Annotated in this window: 22 protein-coding genes; 2 read left to right on the forward strand and 20 right to left on the reverse strand. The window is 60.5% G+C overall.

All coding sequences use genetic code 11. The features are described from left to right. Window position 1 precedes the first annotated feature (1 nt). The 5 genes from ccmE to ccmA form a co-directional block, all read right to left on the reverse strand. Complete coding sequence (gene ccmE / locus ACM6IV_RS02110; RefSeq protein WP_034151526.1) at window positions 2-457, reverse strand: cytochrome c maturation protein CcmE; 456 nt, start codon at window positions 455-457, stop codon at window positions 2-4. Continuing rightward, window positions 454-630, reverse strand: a complete 177-nt coding sequence (gene ccmD / locus ACM6IV_RS02115) for a heme exporter protein CcmD (RefSeq protein WP_003222944.1) — start codon at window positions 628-630, stop codon at window positions 454-456. The genes ccmE and ccmD overlap by 4 nt, the downstream gene beginning before the upstream one ends. Further along, a complete protein-coding gene (locus ACM6IV_RS02120; RefSeq protein ID WP_016987487.1) occupies window positions 627-1,382 on the reverse strand; it encodes a heme ABC transporter permease in 756 nt (251 codons plus the stop codon). Before ACM6IV_RS02120 ends, ccmD begins: the two co-directional genes overlap by 4 nt. A 78-nt stretch (window positions 1,383-1,460) precedes the next feature. Then, window positions 1,461-2,129, reverse strand: coding sequence for a heme exporter protein CcmB (gene ccmB / locus ACM6IV_RS02125; protein WP_034151525.1), 669 nt, complete (start codon window positions 2,127-2,129; stop codon window positions 1,461-1,463). Then, window positions 2,126-2,761 carry a cytochrome c biogenesis heme-transporting ATPase CcmA gene (gene ccmA, locus ACM6IV_RS02130; RefSeq protein ID WP_016987486.1) on the reverse strand — a complete coding sequence of 212 codons (636 nt, stop codon included), beginning with the start codon at window positions 2,759-2,761 and terminating at the stop codon, window positions 2,126-2,128. The genes ccmB and ccmA overlap by 4 nt, the downstream gene beginning before the upstream one ends. A 197-nt stretch (window positions 2,762-2,958) precedes the next feature. Between ccmA and ACM6IV_RS02135 the strand changes: the two genes are divergently transcribed. Next, window positions 2,959-4,533 (forward strand): flagellar hook-length control protein FliK, encoded by a 1,575-nt coding sequence (locus tag ACM6IV_RS02135; protein ID WP_414868535.1) that lies wholly within the window; start codon window positions 2,959-2,961, stop codon window positions 4,531-4,533. Continuing rightward, complete coding sequence (locus ACM6IV_RS02140; RefSeq protein ID WP_123452755.1) at window positions 4,530-4,859, forward strand: EscU/YscU/HrcU family type III secretion system export apparatus switch protein; 330 nt, start codon at window positions 4,530-4,532, stop codon at window positions 4,857-4,859. The genes ACM6IV_RS02135 and ACM6IV_RS02140 overlap by 4 nt, the downstream gene beginning before the upstream one ends. 112 nt (window positions 4,860-4,971) lie before the next feature. Here ACM6IV_RS02140 and ACM6IV_RS02145 read toward each other — a convergent pair whose 3' ends face one another. From ACM6IV_RS02145 to ACM6IV_RS02215, 15 genes are all read right to left on the reverse strand, one after another. Beyond that, complete coding sequence (locus tag ACM6IV_RS02145) at window positions 4,972-5,364, reverse strand: DUF2802 domain-containing protein (protein WP_093103420.1); 393 nt, start codon at window positions 5,362-5,364, stop codon at window positions 4,972-4,974. 1 nt (window position 5,365) lies between these two features. Continuing rightward, entirely contained in the window at window positions 5,366-5,851 is a 486-nt protein-coding gene (locus tag ACM6IV_RS02150) for a chemotaxis protein CheW (protein ID WP_003222936.1), read from the reverse strand. A gap of 91 nt (window positions 5,852-5,942) precedes the next feature. After that, window positions 5,943-6,896 (reverse strand): CheW domain-containing protein, encoded by a 954-nt coding sequence (locus ACM6IV_RS02155; protein ID WP_414868536.1) that lies wholly within the window; start codon window positions 6,894-6,896, stop codon window positions 5,943-5,945. Between the two features lie 2 nt (window positions 6,897-6,898). Continuing rightward, the gene (locus ACM6IV_RS02160) at window positions 6,899-7,687 is read right to left on the reverse strand and encodes a ParA family protein (RefSeq protein ID WP_008077691.1); all 789 of its coding nucleotides are present in this window, start codon (window positions 7,685-7,687) and stop codon (window positions 6,899-6,901) included. Between the two features lie 43 nt (window positions 7,688-7,730). After that, window positions 7,731-8,621: a flagellar motor protein MotD gene (gene motD / locus ACM6IV_RS02165; RefSeq protein ID WP_108226834.1), complete on the reverse strand. Its 891-nt coding sequence runs from the start codon at window positions 8,619-8,621 to the stop codon at window positions 7,731-7,733. A gap of 12 nt (window positions 8,622-8,633) precedes the next feature. Further along, entirely contained in the window at window positions 8,634-9,374 is a 741-nt protein-coding gene (locus ACM6IV_RS02170) for a flagellar motor protein (protein ID WP_016987476.1), read from the reverse strand. Beyond that, window positions 9,374-10,510 carry a protein-glutamate methylesterase/protein-glutamine glutaminase gene (locus ACM6IV_RS02175; protein ID WP_414868537.1) on the reverse strand — a complete coding sequence of 379 codons (1,137 nt, stop codon included), beginning with the start codon at window positions 10,508-10,510 and terminating at the stop codon, window positions 9,374-9,376. The genes ACM6IV_RS02170 and ACM6IV_RS02175 overlap by 1 nt, the downstream gene beginning before the upstream one ends. Before the next feature lie 49 nt (window positions 10,511-10,559). After that, window positions 10,560-12,827, reverse strand: coding sequence for a chemotaxis protein CheA (locus tag ACM6IV_RS02180; protein WP_414868538.1), 2,268 nt, complete (start codon window positions 12,825-12,827; stop codon window positions 10,560-10,562). 56 nt (window positions 12,828-12,883) lie between these two features. Beyond that, the gene (locus ACM6IV_RS02185; protein ID WP_414868539.1) at window positions 12,884-13,672 is read right to left on the reverse strand and encodes a protein phosphatase CheZ; all 789 of its coding nucleotides are present in this window, start codon (window positions 13,670-13,672) and stop codon (window positions 12,884-12,886) included. Between the two features lie 18 nt (window positions 13,673-13,690). Continuing rightward, a complete protein-coding gene (locus tag ACM6IV_RS02190; protein WP_003183998.1) occupies window positions 13,691-14,062 on the reverse strand; it encodes a chemotaxis response regulator CheY in 372 nt (123 codons plus the stop codon). Window positions 14,063-14,228: 166 nt separating this feature from the next. Further along, entirely contained in the window at window positions 14,229-14,969 is a 741-nt protein-coding gene (fliA, locus tag ACM6IV_RS02195) for an RNA polymerase sigma factor FliA (RefSeq protein WP_007920004.1), read from the reverse strand. Further along, the gene (gene fleN, locus ACM6IV_RS02200; RefSeq protein WP_003222917.1) at window positions 14,966-15,796 is read right to left on the reverse strand and encodes a flagellar synthesis regulator FleN; all 831 of its coding nucleotides are present in this window, start codon (window positions 15,794-15,796) and stop codon (window positions 14,966-14,968) included. Before fleN ends, fliA begins: the two co-directional genes overlap by 4 nt. Window positions 15,797-15,912: 116 nt before the next feature. Beyond that, the gene (flhF, locus tag ACM6IV_RS02205) at window positions 15,913-17,253 is read right to left on the reverse strand and encodes a flagellar biosynthesis protein FlhF (RefSeq protein WP_414868540.1); all 1,341 of its coding nucleotides are present in this window, start codon (window positions 17,251-17,253) and stop codon (window positions 15,913-15,915) included. A gap of 11 nt (window positions 17,254-17,264) precedes the next feature. Then, entirely contained in the window at window positions 17,265-19,394 is a 2,130-nt protein-coding gene (flhA, locus tag ACM6IV_RS02210) for a flagellar biosynthesis protein FlhA (RefSeq protein WP_414868541.1), read from the reverse strand. A gap of 492 nt (window positions 19,395-19,886) precedes the next feature. Further along, window positions 19,887-21,095, reverse strand: coding sequence for a beta-propeller fold lactonase family protein (locus tag ACM6IV_RS02215; RefSeq protein WP_414868542.1), 1,209 nt, complete (start codon window positions 21,093-21,095; stop codon window positions 19,887-19,889). Window positions 21,096-21,301 lie beyond the last annotated feature (206 nt).

Genomic DNA, 21,301 nt, shown 5'->3' on the forward strand with positions numbered 1-21,301 from the left:
ATCAGCCCTCCTTCGCAGGCGTTGGTGCCGATTGACCGCTATCTTTCAAGGCTTTGGTCACTTCCGGCGGCATGTACTTCTCGTCGTGTTTGGCCAGCACTTCATCGGCCACCACCACACCATCGGCGTTGAGCTTGCCGAGGGCGACGATGCCCTGCCCTTCGCGGAACAGGTCCGGGAGGATGCCGCGATAGGCGATGGTCACGGATTTGTTGAAGTCGGTAACGACGAATTTGACGTCCAGCGAGTCCGGCGAGCGCTGCAGCGAACCCTTCTCGACCATGCCGCCGGCGCGGATGCGTGTGTCCTGCGGCGCTTCGCCGTTGGCGATCTGGGTCGGCGTGTAGAACAGATTGATGTTCTGCTGCAGGGCGCTGAGGGCCAGGCCGACGGCAGCACCGACCCCGACCAGAATGGCCAGAATGATGATCAGACGTTTCTTGCGCAGCGGATTCACTTGCCGTTCTCCCGGCGCAGACGACGCGCCTCTTGTTGCAGATAGCGCTTGCGGGCCGCGATCGGCGCCACCACATTGAGGATCAGCACCGCCAGACAGATGCCGTAGGCCGACCAGACATACAGGCCATGATGGCCCATGGCGAGGAAGTCGCCGAATGAAGCGAAACTCATCGAGCGGCCTCCAGACTGTGCTGCACTTCTTCTTTCACCCAACTGGCGCGGGCTTCACGCTTGAGCACTTCAAGGCGCATGCGCAGCAACAGCACGGCGCCGAAGAAACAGTAGAAACCCAGCACCGTCAGCAACAGTGGCAGCCACATTTCCGCCGGCATCGCCGGTTTTTCCGTGAGGGTGAAGGTCGCGCCCTGGTGCAGGGTGTTCCACCACTCCACCGAGTATTTGATGATCGGGATGTTGATCACGCCGACGATGGCCAGCACGGCGCAGGCCTTGGCGGCGCTGTCGCGGTTGCTGATGGCATTGCCCAGCGCGATCACGCCGAAATACAGGAACAGCAGAATCAGCATCGAGGTCAGGCGCGCATCCCAGACCCACCACGAGCCCCAGGTCGGTTTTCCCCAGATTGCCCCGGTGACCAGCGCTACAGCGGTCATCCACGCGCCGATCGGTGCGGCGCATTGCAGGGCGACGTCGGCCAGCTTCATCTTCCACACCAGCCCGACCACCCCGCACACCGCCAGCATCACGTAGATCGACTGCGCGAGCATCGCGGCAGGTACGTGGATATAGATGATGCGAAAGCTGTTGCCTTGCTGATAATCCGGCGGTGCGAACGCCAGGCCCCAAACGACGCCGACGCCGATCAGCAGCAACGCTGCGATGCTCAGCCATGGCAAGAACTTGCTGCTGATGCCGTAGAACCACTTGGGCGAGCCGAGCTTGTGAAACCAGGTCCAGTTCATACTGTTTCCATCACGGGTGCCGCTCATCGGTGTGAGCAGTCTCAGGGTCTTTGCTGGTTAAATTTTAACCAGACCTCATTATTCGCCGACGCTGATCTTCAGGCCAGCCGCTATTGCAAACGGTGTCAGGGTGATCGCCAGGGCGGTCAGGCTACCCAGCCACAGCAGATACCCGGTCGCCGGCATGCCTTGCAAGGCGGCCTGCAAGGCGCCACTGCCGAGGATCAACACCGGGATGTACAACGGCAGAATCAGCAGCGCCAGCAACAGGCCGCCGCGTTTCAAACCGACTGTCAGTGCTGCGCCCACCGCGCCGAGCAAACTCAGCACCGGTGTTCCCAGCAGCAACGAAAGCAGCAAAACCGGCAGACAGGCGACAGGCAAACCGAGCATCAATGCCAGCAACGGTGAGAGCAGAACCAGTGCCAGACCGGAGAACAGCCAGTGTGCCAGCACCTTGGCCAGGACCAGAAGTGGCAGCGGGTGCGACGAAAGGACCCACTGTTCCAGGGATCCGTCTTCGAAATCACTGCGGAACAGCCCGTCCAGCGAGAGCAGGACCGACAACAGCGCCGCCACCCAGACTAACCCGGGGGACAGGTTTTGCAACACTTGAGTTTCCGGGCCGACGGCCAGCGGGAACAACGCGATAACGATGGCGAAGAAAATCAGCGGATTGGCCAGTTCCGCCGGGCGGCGAAACAGCAGTCGGGATTCACGGGCAACCAGCAGGCCAAACACACTCATACTGCCCAGTTCCCCAGATCGATGTCGCGATAACCGGCCGGCATCCGGCTCAGCGTGTGGTGCGTGGTGAGTACCACCAGACCGCCGCGCTCGCAGTGCCCGGCCAGGTGTTCTTCGAGCTGCGCCACACCTTGCTTGTCCAGCGCGGTAAACGGCTCATCGAGAATCCACAGCGGCGGGCTATCCAGATACAAGCGCGCCAGCGCCACTCGGCGTTGCTGACCGGCGGACAGGCTGTGGCAGGGAACATCTTCGAAGCCGCGCAATCCTACAGCTGCCAGCGCTTGCCAGATGGCCTCGCGTTCGGCGGGATGATGCAGGGCACACAGCCATGAAAGATTCTCTTCCGGGGTGAGCAAATCCTTGATCCCGGCGGCGTGGCCGATCCACAGCAGGTTGCGTGCGAGTTCGCTGCGCTGTTCGGTCAGCGGCTGGCCATTGAGCAGCACCTGCCCGGCGGTCGGCTGCATCAGCCCGGACAGCAGACGCAACAGGCTGGTCTTGCCGCTGCCGTTGGGGCCGCTGATCTGCACCATATCGCCACTGGCCAGTCTCAATTCGAGATTTTCGAAGAGCAGCCGCAGATCACGTTCACACGCGAGGGCAACGGTTTGCAGGACAGGACTGGTCAAGGGATCACGGGCCTTATACGGTTCAAGTCGGCTCTGGCGCGGCCGTTAAAGAGATGCAGCATAGATGCATTGACGGCTCGATCTAGAGAGCTGGGTCAAACAATTGCTATGTTTTTTGAACGAAGCGCAAGACGGGCGGCATTATACATGCCGTGCCTTACTCTCAAGAGTGCAATTTCCTCAGGTTGTGTCCGCGTATGACAGGCGAAATGAACATCCTCCCGCTCCCGCCCTCCACCCCGGCGACCGTTCGCCCGCAGGTCGGTGAGCTGCTCAAGCTGCTGACCCCGGTCGAAGGCCTGATCGGCGCCGGGCAAAGCGCCAAGGCCGAGGTGTTGTCGCTCAAGCAGGCGGATCAAACCTTTCAACTGCTGCTCAAGGTGACGCTGGACAGTGGCCGCCAGACCACCGTGCAAGCGACCAGCAATCTGCCGCTGCTCCAGGGCACCAGCCTGGCGATCACGCAGCCCTCGGCGGACAACCTGGCGATCACCGTGCAGCAGGCCATTGCCAGCAGCGTCGCCGCCCTCACCCGCCTCGACACCGCGCAATTGCCGGTCGGCACGCTGCTGCAAGGCAAAGTGCTGACCTCGCAGGCGCTGCCGCAGACGCCGGGGCAAGCCGCGGTATTCCGTTCGCTGGTCACTCTGCTCAATACCGCACAGAGCGGCAGCACACTGACCATCGACAGCCCACAGCCGCTGCGCATCGGCACTTTACTGTCGGCGTTGGTGGAAGACTCACAAACCCTGAAATTCCTGCCGATGAGCAGCCGCCAGGAACAACTGGCGGTGAGCCAGCAACTGCTCGGCCAGCAAAGTCGCCAGGCCTCACTGACAGGTTTGCTGAATGCGCTGCAAAATCTGCCGAGCGACACCGATCAGACATCGCCGGATTTGCGCGCAGTGGTCGACAAACTGCTCGCCAGCCTCCCGGACGTGCAACAACTGAGCACCGCCAAAGGCGTGGCCCTGGCCCTGGCCAACAGCGGCGCGTTCCTCGAAGCCAAACTGCTGACCGGACAACACCCGACGCTGGCCCCGGATATGAAGGCCGATCTACTCAAGCTGATCGCACAACTGACCCCGGGTCTGCCGAGCAGTACCAGTTTCAACGCGATTATCGCTGCCAACACTCTGGCGCAAGCGTTGCCCAGCTTCGTGCGCAATGCCCTCGGCATGCTTGGCCAGGTCAGCGCCAAACTGGTGCCGAGCAGCTTCCCGCTGCCCGAACGTTTGCTGCAAAGCATGGAGGGCGAAGGCGATCTGGAACAATTGCTGCGCCTCGCCGCTGCGGCTGTATCACGCCTGCAAAGCCATCAACTGTCGAGCCTGGAGCAGACCGGTGTCACCGACGACGGTCGCCTGCTCAGCACCTGGCAGCTGGAAATCCCCATGCGCAACTTGCAGGACATCGTGCCGTTGCAGGTCAAATTCCAGCGTGAGGAAGCGCCAGAGCGAGAACCGCAACCGAACGAACGTCGCGATGAGCGCGAGCCCAAACAACAACTGTGGCGCGTCGATCTGGCGTTCGACATGGAACCGCTCGGGCCGCTGCAGATTCAGGCGCAACTGGTCGCCGGCAGCCTGTCCGGCCAACTGTGGGCCGAACGGCCGTACACCGCCGACCTGATCGAAAACAACCTGTTCGCCCTGCGCCAGCGCCTGCTTGATCGCGGACTGAACGTCGGCGACATCGACTGCCACCACGGCACTCCGCCGCAAGGCAACCAAACCCGCCTCGACCACCGCTGGGTTGATGAAACCGCATGAACGACTCCACCGCACCACGCCAGGCCATCGCCCTCAAATACGACGGCAACCACGCCCCGACCCTCACCGCCAAGGGCGACGAAGAACTGGCCGAAGAAATCCTGCGCATTGCCCGCGATTGCGAAGTGCCGATTTATGAAAATGCCGAGTTGGTGCGACTGTTGGCGCGGATGGAATTGGGCGACAGCATTCCCGAGGAGCTATATCGCACGATCGCCGAGATCATCGCGTTTGCGTGGAATCTGAAGGGCAAATTTCCCGAGGGGCAGGACCCGAACGCGCCGATGGTCGAGAAGGACGTCACCGATCGCGGGGATGATTACTGAGCCTTCGAAGACGCCTTCGCGAGCAAGCCCGCTCCCACATTGTTCGGCGTACGCCAAATCTAACGTGGGAGCGGGCTTGCTCGCGAATAGGCCATCAGCCAGAGCGCAAAAATCAGTTCTTGTGCAACTTGCGCATCAACTCCGCCTCAGCCTGGGTCAAACCGCAGGACTGAGTCAGTTCATCGACGCTTGCGCCCATGCCCACCAGTTTCGCCGCCTGGGCGAATGACAGGCTCGACGGGTCGCGCTGTTCAAGCGCAACAATCTTGTCCGGCAACGGACTTACCACCGCGCGCAACTCGTGCAGGGCTTCACCCATACGCACGTTGCCGTTCTGGTAATCGTCGACACGCTTGGCCAGGTCCTTGATGCGCTGATCACGCAGTGCATCGCCCTGAGCCTGTTGCGCAGCGATGACCCGCTGCGCCTTGATGTACGACACAAACATTGCCAGCGTGCCTGCCCAGAAGAGGAACAGGACAATAACCGCAACCTCGAGAATCAAATCAGATGCTCTCCAGTTCCGACCATTCTTCTTCGCTCATCATCTTGTCCAGCTCGACCAGGATCAGCAACTCGTTGTTCTTGTTGCACACGCCCTGGATGAACTTGGCCGACTCTTCGTTACCGACGTTCGGTGCGGTTTCGATTTCCGACTGACGCAGGTAAACCACTTCGGCCACGCTGTCGACCATGATGCCGACGACTTGTTTGTCGGCTTCGATGATGACGATACGGGTGTTGTCGCTGATCTCGCCGCTGTTCAGGCCGAAGCGCTGACGGGTGTCGATCACGGTGACCACATTACCGCGCAGGTTGATGATGCCCAGCACGTAGCTCGGCGCGCCCGGCACCGGAGCGATCTCGGTGTAGCGGAGCACTTCCTGCACGCGCATCACGTTGATGCCGTAGGTTTCATTGTCCAGTTTGAAGGTCACCCATTGCAGGATCGGATCTTCAGAACCTTTTGCATTCGTCGCCTGACTACTCATACCCTGACCCCTCGAAAAATACCGCTCTGGGCGGTGTGTGTTCTGTGTGGTGGCATTGAAAAATGCCATCGCCTGATTGTTATGTCGGCTGCTATGTCGGTTTATGTAGCGGCTTTTGGCCGCCCAAGTGCTTTGCCCCACCGCTGGCGATCAACTCGGCCAGCGCGGAAACGTCAAGCAATGCACACATGTGCTCAATCACGGTGCCGGCGAGCCATGGCCGCTGACCCCGGTGACTTCTCCATTTGATTTCATTCGGGTCCAGGCGCAACGAGCGGCTGACCTGATGCACCGCCAGCCCCCACTCGTAACCTTGTACCGAAATCACATACTGCAAGCCCTGACGGAAGTCATCGCGGTAGCGATCCGGCATGACCCAGCGTGCGGTGTCCAGCACTTTCAGGTTGCCGGCCTGGCTCGGCAGGATCCCGAGGAACCATTCCGGCTGACCGAACAGCGGTGTCAGCTCGTGGCCGGCCAGCGAGTAGATCGAGCCGAGGCACACCAGCGGCACGGCCAGCGTCAGGCCGGCGACGTCGAACAACAAGCATTCGAACGCTTCCGAGGCCCAGACCGGGCGACCTTCGGTTTCCACCGGTGGCGGCGGGTTGTTCGGCGGCAGATGCACTTCCACCAGCGGCGGGACCAGCGTCTGCTCGACGGGTGCGGGCGCTGCGGGAGCCGGTTCAACCACCGCCGGTTCCGGCTCGGTTTTCAACAATTGGGTTTGCAGCAGCGGTGCCAATGTCGAGACCGGCGCGCGAACCGGCTCGGCCTCTTCGATCAGTGCCACCGGAGCCTTGGCGACCGGTGCGGCAGCAGTCGCGACGACCGGTGCGACAGGTTTGGCAGCCTTCTGCGCATCACGCGCCTGCTCTTCCAGCACTGCGGCCTGGAACTCGTCCATGGCCTCAGCACTTTCGACGGCTTCAGGCTGCGCCTCAATGACCGGCGGCAGCTCCTCAGGAATTTCCTGCAGCAAATTATCCAGATAAGACTGCAACGCCAATTGCGGACGCGAGCTGAGTTTGACCGGGCGATTCATGCTCACGCCACCTGCGGAACAAGTTGTTGCGCCAACAGATGTTTGAGCAGCGCGCGGTAGGCCAGCACACCACGGCTCTTGCCGTCGAACTGCGAAGGCGTCACACCGGCACGGCTGGCGTCGCGCAGACGGGTATCGACCGGGATGTAACCCTGCCAGATCTCGTCGGGAAATTTGTCGCGCAGCACACGTAAGGTGTGCATCGAGGCTTGCGTGCGGCGATCGAACAGGGTCGGCACAATGCTGAACGGCAGCGCCTGTTTGCGCGAGCGATTGATCATCGCCAACGTGTTGACCATGCGTTCCAGGCCTTTGACGGCCAGGTGTTCGGTCTGCACCGGGATCACCAGTTGCTGGCTCGCCGCAAGCGCGTTGACCATCAACACGCCGAGCAACGGCGGGCTGTCGATCACGGCATAGTCGAAGTCCTGCCACAGCTGCGCCAGACTCTTGGCGATCACCAGGCCCAGACCACTCTGCCCCGGCGACTGACGCTCCAAAGTGGCCAGCGCGGTGCTCGATGGCAGCAGAGAAATGCGTTCGTCACTGGTCGACAACAGTAACTGCCCCGGCAAACCTTGCGGCACGCTGCCCTTGTGCAGAAACAGATCGTAGTTGCTGTGTTCCAGACTGTCGGGGTCATAGCCGAAATAGCTGGTCATCGAGCCGTGCGGGTCGAGATCGACCACAACCACGCGCTTGCCCGCCTCGGCCAGCAATCCGGCTAAAGCGATGGAGGATGTGGTTTTACCGACACCACCCTTTTGATTGGCGACTGCCCAGACTCTCATTCGGTTCGTTCCTCCCGGCCGATATGCTCGACCGAGACATGGCTCAGCGTGTTAATGCGGGTGACGGAGAATTGACGGCACTCTCGCGTCCCGGCGTCTTGACCGGGGTCGGTGCAGTTTGTGTGCCAGCACGCTTCAACGCGGCATCCGGTTGCGCATTGGCGGTTCCGGTGCCCGTGAGGCTGCGGCGCACATCAAGATTACGCGACACCACCAGCACCACGCGACGGTTCTTCGCACGCCCTTCCACCGTGGCATTGTTGGCCACCGGCTGAAACTCGCCGTACCCCACCGACGCCAGGCGTCCAGGGTTCACACCCTGCATCGCCAGCATGCGCACGATGCTTGCCGATCGCGCCGAGGACAGCTCCCAGTTGGTCGGGTACTGCGCGGTGCGAATCGGTTGATCGTCGGTGAAACCTTCGACGTGGATCGGGTTGTCGAACGGTTTCAGAATCGCCGCAACCTTGTCGATGATGTTGAACGCGATATCACTCGGCATCGCGTCGCCGCTGCCGAACAACAGGCTGGAGTTGAGTTCGATCTCGACCCACAACTCGTTGCCGCGCACGGTCATCTGGTTGGAGCTGATCAAGTCACCGAAAGCGGCGCTGATGTCATCGGCGATGCTCTTAAGCGGATCGCTGGCGCCGGCGATACCGGCATCGATCTGCTCGGCGTCCTTGACCAGCGGCTTGGCCGGGGTCACGGTCTTCGGCCGTTCGTCGCCAATCTGGATGGGCTTGAGCGCACGGTCGGAGTCTTTGAAGACGCCGACCAGCGCTTCGGAAATTTCCTTGTACTTGCCTTCGTTGATCGACGAAATCGAGTACATCACCACGAAGAACGCGAACAACAGCGTGATGAAATCCGCGTAGGACACGAGCCAGCGCTCGTGGTTGACGTGTTCTTCCTGATGTCTGCGACGAGCCATGAGGTTATTCCCTTAGTCCATGAAGCCTTGCAGCTTCAACTCGATGGAGCGAGGGTTTTCACCTTCGGCGATCGACAGGATCCCTTCCAGCAACATTTCGCGATAACGCGACTGCCGCAACGCGATTGACTTCAGCTTGGCGGCGATTGGCAGCAACACCAGGTTGGCACTGGCCACGCCGTAAATGGTCGCGACGAAAGCGACGGCGATGCCGCTGCCCAGTTGCGTCGGATCCGCGAGGTTGCCCATCACGTGGATCAGGCCCATCACCGCACCGATGATGCCGATGGTCGGCGCGTAGCCGCCCATGCTTTCAAAGACTTTCGCCGCTTCGATGTCGCGCGCTTCCTGGGTGTAGAAATCCACTTCAAGAATGCTGCGGATCGCTTCCGGCTCGGCACCGTCGACCAGCAGTTGCAGGCCTTTGCGCGAGTAGTTGTCGGGTTCGGCATCGGCCACGCCCTCCAGACCGAGCAAGCCTTCCTTGCGTGCGGTGAGGCTCCAGTTGACGACGCGATCGATGCCACCGGCCAGATCGACCCGTGGCGGAAACAGAATCCAGGCGAGGATCTGCATGGCGCGTTTGAACGCGCTCATCGGCGATTGCAGCAGCGCGGCACCGATGGTGCCGCCCAGTACGATCAATGCCGCCGGGCCGTTGGCCAGCGCACCGAGGTGACCACCCTCAAGGTAGTTACCACCGATGATGGCGACGAACGCCATGATGATCCCGATAAGGCTTAGAACATCCATCAGAGACACGCCTCGACAATGTGCTTGCCAATGTCGTCGAGGCTGTACACCGCGTCGGCAAGGTCGGCTTTGACGATGGCCATCGGCATGCCGTAGATCACGCAACTGGCCTCATCTTGTGCCCACACCGCGCTGCCGCCCTGCTTGAGCAGACGCGCGCCTTCACGGCCGTCAGCGCCCATGCCGGTCAACACCACCGCCAGAACTTTGTCGCCGTAGGATTTCGCCGCAGAGCCGAAGGTGATGTCCACGCACGGCTTGTAGTTCAGACGCTCGTCACCCGGCAGAATTTTCACCGCGCCACGGCCGTCGATCATCATTTGCTTGCCACCCGGCGCGAGCAACGCCAGGCCCGGACGCAGGATGTCGCCATCCTCGGCTTCCTTGACGCTGATGCGGCAGAGCTTGTCGAGACGCTCGGCAAACGCCTTGGTGAACGCCGCCGGCATGTGCTGGATCAGTACGATCGGCGCCGGGAAGTTCGCTGGCAATTGCGTCAACACGCGTTGCAGAGCCACCGGACCGCCAGTAGAGGTACCGATGGCAACCAGTTTGTAGGCCTTGCGTTTCGGCGCTGGCGACGAAGCGCTGGCAGCCGGGGCGCGGGTTGGCGCAGGGGCCGGGGCCGGACGCGCCGGCGCGCTGGTGCTGTGGCTGCTGTAGCTCGATGCGGCCGGAGTCGGCGCGGGAGCAGGTGCAGCTACAGGCGCAGGCGCGCTGTAGGCACTGAAACGACGGTTACTGCGCGAGATGCTATGGACCTTCTCGCACAGCAGTTGCTTGACCTTCTCCGGGTTACGCGAGATGTCTTCGAAATTCTTCGGCAGAAAATCCACCGCGCCGGCGTCCAGCGCATCCAGGGTCACCCGGGCGCCTTCGTGCGTCAGCGAGGAGAACATCAACACCGGGGTCGGGCAGCGCTGCATGATGTGCCGCACCGCCGTGATGCCGTCCATCATCGGCATCTCGTAGTCCATGGTGATCACGTCTGGCTTGAGCGCCAGCGCCTGATCGATCGCCTCTTTACCGTTGGTGGCGGTGCCGACCACCTGAATGCTCGGATCCGCTGAAAGAATTTCCGAGACGCGGCGGCGGAAAAAACCCGAATCGTCCACCACCAGGACTTTGACTGCCATAAACACTCCATTAGGTGCAGCGGGACGTCGTCGCCCCGCCGCCCCGGATTCAAATACGCTTCGTGGCGTAACGCTTGAGCATGCTGGGAACATCGAGAATCAGCGCGATGCGGCCGTCACCGGTAATGGTGGCGCCGGACATGCCCGGAGTGCCCTGCAGCATTTTGCCCAATGGCTTGATGACCACTTCTTCCTGACCGACCAGTTGATCGACGACGAAACCGATCCGCTGGGTGCCCACCGAAAGGATCACCACGTGGCCCTCACGCTGCTCTTCGTGAGCGGCGGAGCTGACCAGCCAGCGCTTGAGGTAGAACAATGGCAGCGCCTTGTCCCGCACGATCACCACTTCCTGACCGTCGACGACGTTGGTGGTCGACAGGTCGAGGTGGAAGATTTCGTTGACGTTGACCAACGGGAACGCAAACGCCTGATTGCCGAGCATCACCATCAGGGTTGGCATGATCGCGAGGGTCAGCGGCACCTTGATGACGATCTTCGAGCCCTGGCCCTTGGTCGAGTAAATGTTGATCGAACCATTGAGCTGGGAAATCTTGGTCTTCACCACGTCCATGCCGACACCGCGGCCGGACACGTCGGAAATCTCGGTCTTGGTCGAGAAACCCGGGGCGAAAATCAGGTTGTAGCACTCGGTATCACTGAGGCGATCGGCCGCGTCCTTGTCCATCACACCGCGTTTAACGGCAATGGAACGCAGAACGTTCGGGTCCATGCCCTTGCCGTCATCGGAGATCGACAGCAGGATATGGTCGCCCTCTTGCTCGGCGGCCAGTACCACGCGACCGCCACGGGCCTTGCCCGAGGCTTCGCGCTCTTCCGGCGACTCGATGCCGTGGTCGACGGCGTTGCGCACCAAGTGGACCAGCGGGTCGGCCAGGGCCTCGACAAGGTTTTTGTCGAGGTCGGTTTCTTCACCCACCAGTTCCAGGTTGATCTCTTTCTTCAGCTGACGCGCGAGGTCGCGAACCAGACGCGGGAAGCGCCCGAAGACCTTTTTGATCGGCTGCATCCGCGTTTTCATCACCGCGGTCTGCAAGTCCGCCGTGACCACGTCGAGGTTCGACACAGCCTTGGACATGGCTTCGTCGCCACTGTTGAGGCCCAGGCGCACCAGACGGTTACGCACCAGCACCAGCTCGCCGACCATGTTCATGATTTCGTCGAGACGTGCGGTGTCGACCCGCACAGTGGTCTCGGCTTCGCTCGCCGGTTTTTCTGGTGGCGGCGCAGCAGCACGGGCCGGAGCCGGTGCAGCGGCAGCCGGTTTCGGCGCTTCGGCTTTCGGCTCAGGCTTGGGCGCCGCTTTCGGCGCAGCAGCCGGAGCGGCCGCAGCCTTGGCGGCAGGCGCAGCAACGGTCGATGCGGAGCCGGCAGTCGCAGCGCTGGCGTCAAACTTGCCTTTGCCGTGCAGTTCGTCGAGCAGCGATTCGAACTCGTGATCGCTGATCAGATCGCTGCCAGCCGCAGCGGCTGCTGGTGCAGCGGGCGCAGCGGGTGCCGAGGCAATCGCCGATTCCAGTGCTTCAACGGCAAAGTTGCCCTTGCCATGCAACTGATCAAGCAGGGCTTCGAATTCGTCGTCGGTGATGTCCGAGCTGTCACCCGCCGCTGGCGCTGTCGGAGCCGCCGCAGTCGGTGCCACGGCATCCGCCGCGAACTGGCCCTTGCCGTGCAACTGATCGAGCAATGACTCGAACTCGGCGTCGGTGATTTCATCGCTGGCGGCTTCACTGGCCGTTTGCGCAGGTGCAGCAGCGACCGGGGCTTCGGCTTCGGCCTTGACGGCGTTCAGCGAGTCCAGCAGCTGTTCGAATTCGTTATCGGTGATGTCGCCCGACGCGTCGCCTTCGACGACCAGTTCTTCGATCATCTCGGCCACAGGCGAAGCCGGGGCTTCGTCCGCCGATTGCGGTTCGGCCAGACGCGCCAAAGCGGCCAGCAGTTCCGGGGTGGCAGCGGTGATCGGCGCACGCTCGCGGACTTCGCTGAACATGCTGTTCACCGCATCCAGTGCTTCGAGAACAACGTCCATCAGTTCTGCATCAACGCGACGCTCACCCTTACGGAGGATGTCGAACACGTTTTCGGCGATGTGACAGCACTCCACCAGCTCATTGAGCTGAAGGAAGCCGGCGCCCCCTTTTACAGTGTGGAAACCGCGAAAAATTGCGTTGAGCAGATCTGCGTCATCCGGGCGGCTTTCCAGCTCGACCAGTTGTTCGGACAGTTGCTCAAGAATCTCGCCGGCCTCAACCAGGAAATCCTGAAGGATCTCTTCATCGGCGCCGAAGCTCATTAATGGGGTGCTCCTACAGGTCTAAAAACCCAAAAAACCTGAAATTCCAAAAAACTCTAGAATCCAAGGCTGGATAACAAATCGTCCACATCGTCCTGACCGGACACAACGTCTTCTCGTTTATCGGCATGAATCTGCGGACCTTCACCCTGCGAGAGATGTTTTTGTGGATCTTTTTCTGCAAGCATCGCGGCGCGGTCATGTTCGATGCCCGCAAAGCGGTCGACCTGACTGGCCATGAGCACGAGTTTGAGTAGATTGCTTTCGACTTCGGTGACCAGTTGGGTCACGCGCTTGATCACCTGACCGGTGAGGTCCTGGTAATCCTGGGCCAGCAGGATGTCGTTGAGATTGCTCGACACCGCACGGTTTTCCGTGCTGCTGCGTGACAGAAAACCGTCGACCCGGCGCGCCAGTTCGCGGAACTCTTCAGCCCCGACCTCGCGACGCATGAAGCGACCCCAATCGGCGCTCAAGGTCTGGGCTTCATCAGCCAGACTGTTGACCACCGGCGTGGCGCTTTCCACCAGATCCATGGTGCGGTTGGCCGCGGCCTCTGTCAGCTTGACCACGTAGCCCAGGCGTTCGGTGGCGTCGGTGATTTGCGACACTTCCTCGGCCTGCGGCATGTGCGGATCGATCTGGAAGTTGACGATCGCACTGTGCAGTTCACGTGTGAGCTTGCCCACTTCCTGGTACAGGCCACGGTCACGGGTCTGATTGAGCTCATGGATCAGTTGCACCGCGTCGCCGAACCTGCCTTTTTCAAGGCTTTCGACCAGTTCGACCGCGTGTTTTTTCAGGGTCGATTCAAAATCGCCCTGTGAAGATTCGTTATGCTCCATAGCTCCCCCGCGCGTTCATCAGCCGATGCGTTCGAAAATCTTCTCGATTTTTTCTTTCAACGCCTGAGCCGTGAAAGGTTTGACTACGTAGCCGTTTACACCGGCCTGAGCGGCTTCGATGATCTGCTCGCGCTTGGCTTCTGCAGTCACCATCAGCACTGGCAGGTGCTTGAGCTTTTCATCGGCACGCACGTGACGCAGCAGGTCGATACCGGTCATGCCCGGCATGTTCCAGTCCGTCACCAGAAAGTCGATGCTGCCGCTGTTGAGCACTGGAATGGCGGTGGTGCCATCGTCAGCCTCGACGGTGTTGGTGAACCCAAGATCACGCAGCAGGTTCTTGATGATCCGCCGCATCGTTGAGAAGTCATCAACGATGAGGATTTTCATGTCTTTGTTCAATTCGACCTCCAAGCAGTCTTAAACGCGCCCAGCACCTGGACGCGCCACTTCAATCAATCGGCGCAGCACTCAAAGACTGTCTGGAGCACAACAGAGCAAGACCGGTGCCGTTTATCACCGCACCAGCCTCGTTCGCAGTGTCCCCACACTGCCTTCAGCGCGCTCGCCACTCCCCCAAACGCCCCCGCAAACGGGCTGCGCACTGGCTGTGTAACTGGCTGACCCGCGATTCACTGACGCCAAGGACTTCACCGATCTCCTTGAGGTTCAGCTCTTCGTCGTAGTACAGCGCCAACACCAGTCGTTCACGCTCCGGCAAATTGGCAATCGCGTCCGCCAGCGCCGCCTGGAAGCGTTCATCTTCCAGATCGCGTGACGGCTCAAGATGAGCACTGGCGCCATCCTCGTGCAGCCCTTCGTGTTCGCCGTCCTGCAACAGGTCGTCGAAACTGAACAGGCGGCTGCCCAAGGTGTCATTCAAAATCCCGTAGTAATCGTCGAGACTCAATTGGAGTTCGGCTGCAACCTCGTGATCTTTAGCGTCACGGCCGGTTTTAGCTTCAATTGAGCGAATTGCGTCGCTGACCATACGGGTATTGCGGTGAACCGAGCGTGGTGCCCAGTCCCCTTTGCGCACTTCGTCGAGCATCGCGCCGCGGATTCGTATGCCCGCGTACGTTTCGAAACTGGCGCCTTTGCTGGCGTCATATTTGGTCGAGACTTCGAGCAGGCCGATCATCCCGGCCTGGATCAGGTCTTCGACCTGCACACTTGCCGGCAAACGCGCCAGCAAGTGGTAGGCAATGCGTTTGACCAGTGGCGCGTAACGCTCGATCAGTTCGTACTGCGCGTCACGTGCCGACTTCTTGTAGTAGTTCATACCGCTTGCGGTCATAGCACGGGCCCTGCCGTTTGCTGCACGAGGCGCTCGACGAAAAATTCAAGGTGGCCACGCGGGTTGGCGGGCAGCGGCCAGGTGTCGACCTTCTGCGCGATCGCCTTGAACGCCAGCGCGCATTTGGAACGCGGAAAGGCTTCGTACACCGCACGCTGCTTCTGCACCGCTTTACGCACGCTTTCGTCGTAAGGCACGGCGCCGACGTATTGTAGGGCCACGTCAAGGAAGCGATCCGTGACCTTGGTCAACTTGGCGAACAGGTTGCGCCCTTCCTGCGGGCTCTGCGCCATGTTGGCGAGAACGCGGAAGCGGTTCATGCCGTAATCGCGGTTGAGCAGTTTGATCAGCGCGTAGGCGTCGGTAATGGAAGTCGGCTCGTCGCAGACCACCAGCAACACTTCTTGCGCGGCGCGGACGAAACTGACTACCGAGTCACCAATACCCGCAGCGGTGTCGATCACCAGCACGTCGAGATTGTCGCCGATGTCGCTGAATGCCTGAATCAGACCGGCATGTTGCGCCGGACTCAGGTGCACCATGCTCTGCGTGCCGGACGCCGCCGGCACGATGCGAATGCCACCGGGGCCTTGCAACAGCACGTCGCGCAATTCGCAACGGCCTTCGATGACGTCGGCCAGCGTGCGTTTAGGGGTCAGACCCAACAATACGTCAACGTTCGCCAGACCGAGGTCGGCGTCCAGCAGCATGACCCGACGGCCAAGCTCTGCCAGCGCCAGCGACAAGTTCACTGACACGTTAGTCTTGCCGACGCCACCTTTGCCGCCGGTCACCGCGATCACCTGTACGGGATGCATGCTGCCCATGTTATTTCTTTACCTTGTCTTGCATAGACGGAGGCCACATTACTGGCTGCGCGTTCACAAACGGAACAATGCATGGCAGACCATCGATGTAGGTACAAAAACTGTTCATGAATACCTCAGCCAACCTGCTTGGTCGGGCTGTGATAGATATCAGCGAACATGTCAGCCATGGCTTCTTCGCTGGGTTCTTCCTGCATTTGCACGCTGACGGCGCGGCTGACCAGTTGATGACGGCGCGGCAGATGCAAATCATCCGGAATCCGTGGGCCATCGGTCAGGTACGCGACCGGCAATTCATGACTGATCGCCAGGCTTAACACTTCGCCAAGGCTGGCCGTTTCATCCAGTTTAGTCAGGATGCAGCCGGCAAGCCCGCAACGCTTGTAACTGTGATAAGCGGCGGTTAGAACCTGTTTCTGGCTGGTGGTTGCCAAGACCAGATAATTTTTTGAGCGAATGCCACGTCCGGCCAGACTTTCGAGCTGCATGCGCAGGGCCGGATCGCTGGCCTGCAGGCCGGCGGTATCGATCAGCACCACGCGTTTGCGCAGCAACGGATCCAGCGCTTGCACCAGCGATTGGCCCGGGTCGACGTGAGTCACCGGCACATTGAGAATGCGACCCAGCGTCTTCAGTTGTTCCTGCGCACCGATGCGGAAGCTGTCCATGCTCACCAGCGCGACATTCTGCGCGCCGTATTTCAGCACATAACGCGCGGCAAGCTTGGCGAGTGTAGTGGTCTTGCCCATGCCGGCCGGGCCGACCATGGCAATCACACCGCCCTCTTCCAGCGGCTCGACTTCCGGTACGGCAATCATCCGTGCCAGGTGCGCGAGGAGCATGCGCCAGGCCTGACGCGGCTCTTCGATATCAGTGATCAGCGCCAGCAGATCGCGCGACAACGGCCCGGACAGACCGATGCGTTGCAGACGGCGATACAGGTTGGCTTGGGCCGGACGGCTGCCTTGCAGCTGATTCCAGGCGAGGGTGCCGAGCTGAACTTCCATCAGCTCGCGCAGGCTGTTCAATTCAAAGCGCATCGAATCCAGCGCACGCGGATCGACACCGCCGGAGGACTGCGCAGGCGCCGGAGCCGGACGTGGCGGTGCGGCATAGGTCGGCTCGCTCAGCGGCTCGGCAGCGGTCAGTGGCAGGCCTGCCGTCAACGGCAGCCCGGCAAAGATCTGGCGATTGCTATTGCCGTCGGCTTCGCCACGCAGGCTCAACTCGGCCTGGGCAGTGACGATGCGCGACTGGGTCTTGCGCAGCTCGTCTTCGAGTTCCATGTTCGGAACCCGTGGCGCCAGCGCCGACAATTTGTAATCCAGTGCCGCCGTCAGCTCGACACCGCCGGCAATGCGGCGGTTGCCAATGATGGCGGCATCAGCGCCCAGCTCATCACGAACCAGCTTCATGGCCTGACGCATATCGGCGGCAAAGAAACGCTTAACTTGCATAAACCACTACCTCAGCCGTTGGGCCCTACTGTCGCAACGATGGTCACTTGCTTGTTGTCCGGTATTTCCTGGTAGGCCAGCACATGCAGCCCAGGGACTGCGAGGCGGCCAAAGCGCGAGAGCATCGCGCGGATCGGGCCGGCTACCAAAAGAATCACCGGCTGACCTTGCATTTCCTGACGCTGCGCCGCTTCGATGAGCGAACGCTGCAGCTTCTCGGCCATGCTTGGCTCCAGCAGAACGCCCTCTTCCGAGCCTTGTCCTGCCTTCTGCAGACTATTGAGCAATATTTGTTCCAACCTTGGTTCCAAGGTGATCACAGGCAGCTCCGACTCAGTGCCTACAATGCTTTGGACGATGGCGCGGGATACGCCGACCCGCACAGCGGCCACCAGCGCGGCGGTATCTTGACTCTTCGCGGCGTTGTTGGCGATGGCTTCGGCAATGCTGCGGATATCGCGCACCGGCACGTGTTCGGCAAGCAGCGCCTGCAGCACTTTGAGCAACTGTGACAACGTGACCACGCCCGGCACCAGCTCTTCCGCCAGTTTCGGCGAGCTTTTGGCCAGCAATTGCATGAGTTGCTGCACTTCTTCGTGGCCGATCAGCTCACTGGAGTGCTTGTACAGAATCTGGTTCAAGTGGGTCGCAACCACGGTGCTGGCGTCGACCACGGTGTAACCGAGCGATTGCGCCTGGGCACGCTGGCTGATTTCGATCCACACCGCCTCCAGGCCGAAAGCCGGATCTTTGGCGTTGATACCGTTGAGCGTGCCGTAGACCTGGCCCGGGTTGATCGCCAGTTCGCGATCCGGGTAGATCTCGGCTTCGGCGAGGATCACCCCCATCAGCGTCAGGCGATAAGCGCTTGGCGCCAGATCGAGGTTGTCACGAATATGCACAGTGGGCATGAGGAAGCCCAGATCCTGCGAGAGCTTCTTGCGCACGCCCTTGATCCGCGCCAGCAATTGCCCGCCCTGGTTGCGATCCACCAGCGGAATCAGGCGATAGCCGACTTCCAGGCCGATCATGTCGATTGGCGTGACGTCGTCCCAGCCCAGCTCTTTGGTTTCCATGGCGCGGGCCGGCGACGGCAGCAGCTCCTGCTGACGCTTGACCTCTTGCAGCGCTTCGACCTTGGCCACGTTCTGCTTTTTCCAGAACAGGTACGCGCCGCCAGCGGCCAGCGCCGCCATGCTCAGGAACGAGAAGTGCGGCATGCCCGGCACCAGGCCCATGACCGCCATCAGACCGGCGGCCACCGCCAGCGCTTTCGGCGAGGCGAACATCTGGCGATTGATCTGTTTGCCCATGTCTTCCGAACCGGAAGCACGGGTCACCATGATCGCCGCCGCTGTCGATAACAACAGTGATGGCAATTGCGCCACTAAACCGTCACCGATGGTCAGCAAGGCGTAAACCTTGCCCGCATCGCCGAAGCTCATGCCGTGCTGGAAGATACCGACGGCCATCCCGCCGATAAGGTTGATGAACAGAATCAGCAGGCCGGCGATCGCGTCACCACGGACGAACTTGCTGGCACCGTCCATCGAACCGTAGAACTCAGCCTCTTGAGCGACTTCCTGACGGCGCGCCTTGGCCTGGTTCTGGTCGATCAGGCCGGCGTTGAGGTCGGCGTCGATCGCCATTTGTTTGCCGGGCATCGCATCGAGGGTGAAGCGCGCGCTCACCTCGGAAATCCGCCCGGCACCCTTGGTCACCACGACGAAGTTGATGATCATCAGGATCGCGAAGACCACGATACCGACCACGTAGTTACCGCCGATCACCACTTCACCGAAGGCCTGAATCACCTTACCGGCGGCGGCGTGGCCGTCCTGACCGTGGAGCATGACCACCCGCGTCGAAGCCACGTTCAAGGCCAGGCGCAGCAGCGTCGCGACCAGCAGAATCGTCGGGAATACGGCAAAATCCAGCGGCCGCAGCGCATACACGCAGACCAGCAGGACGACGATCGACAGCGCGATGTTGAAGGTGAAGAACACGTCGAGCAGGAACGGCGGTACCGGCAGCATCATCATGGCCAGCATGACCAGCAGCAACAACGGCACGCCCAGATTGCCTCGACTGAGGTCGGCAACGTTGGTGCGTGCTGTATTGAATAACTGAGTGCGATCCACCGGTTTTCCCCGTTCCTTTAAAGCAAACTTTTGACGCCCGGAGCGGGCGCAGGGCGGCTACTGCAAGAAGCTTTCCAACTTTTGCCGGGGATTGAAAAACAAGGCCAGTGCAGGAGTGAGCCTGCTCGCGGTAGCGGTTTGTCTGGTGCGAACTCATCGACTGAAAAATCTTCATCGCGTGCAGGCTCACTCCTACAAGGGAGTGCATTCCAAAATGTCGGATTGAGTGCTTTCCAGATTGTGGGAGCGAGCCTGTTCGCGAAGAGGCCCTTATGTCCGGTACAGATTTTTCGATTTAAACGAAGCTGTTTAAGACACCTGCAGACACGGTCTCAAGGTTACAAATCCTTGCACCGTTGCCTAAATCCAAGCCAGATCCCCGGGCTTGTGCGCTCTACCACCGCACTCGGCGCGCAACTGATGAGGGGACTGTCTGGACTGACCTCTGAGCTGTCGGTCGGACCATTGTCTGACCGACAGCTTCGACAAGAGTCAAATCGTCGCCGTGGCAACCGCCGAGACTATTTCACTATGTCTGTTGCAGACATAAGCGCGGGTGCCGTCCGGGGTGATGGCAATCCCGTGCGGACTTGTCCCGACCGGGATGCTCGTCAGAATCAGGTTCGTCTCTGTATCCATCACCGAGACCGTGTTTTGCCTTACACCGCAGAAAAAAGCGCGGGTACCGTCCGGACTGATGGCAACTCCGCTCGGACTTACCTCGACCTGAATGCTATTCAGGACCCGGTTCTGCGCTGTATCAATCACCGAGACCGCTTCTTCATATGTGTGGCAGACATAAGCACGGGTACCATCCGGGCTGAACGCAATCGCGTCCGGACGCGGCCAGTCGAGCGGGATGCGCGTCAGGACTTTATCGGTCGCCGTATCAATCACCCAGACCGACGGTTTTTCAGCGTTGGAGACATAAACGCGGGAACCGTCCGGGCTGACAGCAAGATTTCTTACCCTGCCCTCGACCTGGATGTTCCTCTGAACTCCATTCGTCGCCATATCGATAACCGAGACTGCGCTGCTGAAGCCCATGCTGGCATAGGCGAGATTATCGACCGGGCTGATCCTAATCCAGCTCGCAGTACTTCCGATCAGGATATCCGTCCGGACTTGGTTCGTCGCCGTATCAATCACCGAAATCGTGCCATTGAGACTGTTGCAGATATAAGCGTGGGAACCGTCCGGGCTGACGGCGACCCCCATGGGTTGCTTCCCGACTGTGATGTTGGTCAGGACTTCATTCGTCACCGTATCAATCACCGAAACCGTGCCGCTGGAAAAGTTGCTGACATAAGCGCGCGTACCGTCCGGGTGGAGAGCGATATCGTGCGGCCAGCTCCCGACCTGAATGTCACCGACCGGCCCCCACCCCGTAACGGTTACGGTTGCGTTGTCGGTCCCCCCACCACTGGTGGCGCTCAGATTGTAAGAGCCGGCGATGAGAGCGCCTTTGACGCCACTGACGCTGAGCCTGCCGTCATCGTCAGTGATAAAGTCGCGCTGACCGCTCCCGCCATCGGCGTATGTAAAACTGGCTGGCAGCGTCAGACTGATATCGCCCCTGGGGACGGGTTTATTATTTTTAGTCCTGAGGAGCAATTCGATGTTTTTGAGCTGCCCGGCCGGCGCGATGGCGTAGGGTGGGTTGGTGAAGGCCGGCAAATGAATGGGGGCTTGGTCGGTCATGATGCAACTCCTGTCGCGGTGCTTATGGAAGAAGCTTCATTAACTCCGCTACAGGAAAGATCGGCTACTGTCAGAAATTACAGGTAGCGGCAGGATCCCGACGAATGGTCGTTCGTGAGTTGCCGATGGCTGCGATCTTTTGCATTTGACGCTCGCACAAATGACCATTCGTCGCCACCTGTCAAACCTGACAGGTGCGCAATTTA

The sequence above is a fragment of the Pseudomonas sp. IT-347P genome (assembly GCF_949768005.1).
Lineage (GTDB): Bacteria > Pseudomonadota > Gammaproteobacteria > Pseudomonadales > Pseudomonadaceae > Aquipseudomonas.

Bases quoted from the DNA above. Each gene is read 5' to 3' on its own strand.
- motD (WP_108226834.1), bottom strand. From the start codon at position 8,621: ATGGCTCGTCGCAGACATCAGGAAGAACACGTCAACCACGAGCGCTGG.
- ACM6IV_RS02120 (WP_016987487.1), bottom strand. From the start codon at position 1,382: ATGAACTGGACCTGGTTTCACAAGCTCGGCTCGCCCAAGTGGTTCTAC.
- ACM6IV_RS02160 (WP_008077691.1), bottom strand. From the start codon at position 7,687: ATGAGAGTCTGGGCAGTCGCCAATCAAAAGGGTGGTGTCGGTAAAACC.
- ACM6IV_RS02135 (WP_414868535.1), top strand. From the start codon at position 2,959: ATGACAGGCGAAATGAACATCCTCCCGCTCCCGCCCTCCACCCCGGCG.
- ccmB (WP_034151525.1), bottom strand. From the start codon at position 2,129: ATGAGTGTGTTTGGCCTGCTGGTTGCCCGTGAATCCCGACTGCTGTTT.
- ACM6IV_RS02180 (WP_414868538.1), bottom strand. From the start codon at position 12,827: ATGAGCTTCGGCGCCGATGAAGAGATCCTTCAGGATTTCCTGGTTGAG.
- ACM6IV_RS02170 (WP_016987476.1), bottom strand. From the start codon at position 9,374: ATGGATGTTCTAAGCCTTATCGGGATCATCATGGCGTTCGTCGCCATC.
- ACM6IV_RS02140 (WP_123452755.1), top strand. From the start codon at position 4,530: ATGAACGACTCCACCGCACCACGCCAGGCCATCGCCCTCAAATACGAC.
- fliA (WP_007920004.1), bottom strand. From the start codon at position 14,969: ATGACCGCAAGCGGTATGAACTACTACAAGAAGTCGGCACGTGACGCG.
- ccmD (WP_003222944.1), bottom strand. From the start codon at position 630: ATGAGTTTCGCTTCATTCGGCGACTTCCTCGCCATGGGCCATCATGGC.
- ACM6IV_RS02215 (WP_414868542.1), bottom strand. From the start codon at position 21,095: ATGACCGACCAAGCCCCCATTCATTTGCCGGCCTTCACCAACCCACCC.
- ACM6IV_RS02155 (WP_414868536.1), bottom strand. From the start codon at position 6,896: ATGAATCGCCCGGTCAAACTCAGCTCGCGTCCGCAATTGGCGTTGCAG.
- flhF (WP_414868540.1), bottom strand. From the start codon at position 17,253: ATGCAAGTTAAGCGTTTCTTTGCCGCCGATATGCGTCAGGCCATGAAG.
- ACM6IV_RS02150 (WP_003222936.1), bottom strand. From the start codon at position 5,851: ATGAGTAGTCAGGCGACGAATGCAAAAGGTTCTGAAGATCCGATCCTG.
- ACM6IV_RS02185 (WP_414868539.1), bottom strand. From the start codon at position 13,672: ATGGAGCATAACGAATCTTCACAGGGCGATTTTGAATCGACCCTGAAA.
- ACM6IV_RS02175 (WP_414868537.1), bottom strand. From the start codon at position 10,510: ATGGCAGTCAAAGTCCTGGTGGTGGACGATTCGGGTTTTTTCCGCCGC.
- ACM6IV_RS02190 (WP_003183998.1), bottom strand. From the start codon at position 14,062: ATGAAAATCCTCATCGTTGATGACTTCTCAACGATGCGGCGGATCATC.
- fleN (WP_003222917.1), bottom strand. From the start codon at position 15,796: ATGGGCAGCATGCATCCCGTACAGGTGATCGCGGTGACCGGCGGCAAA.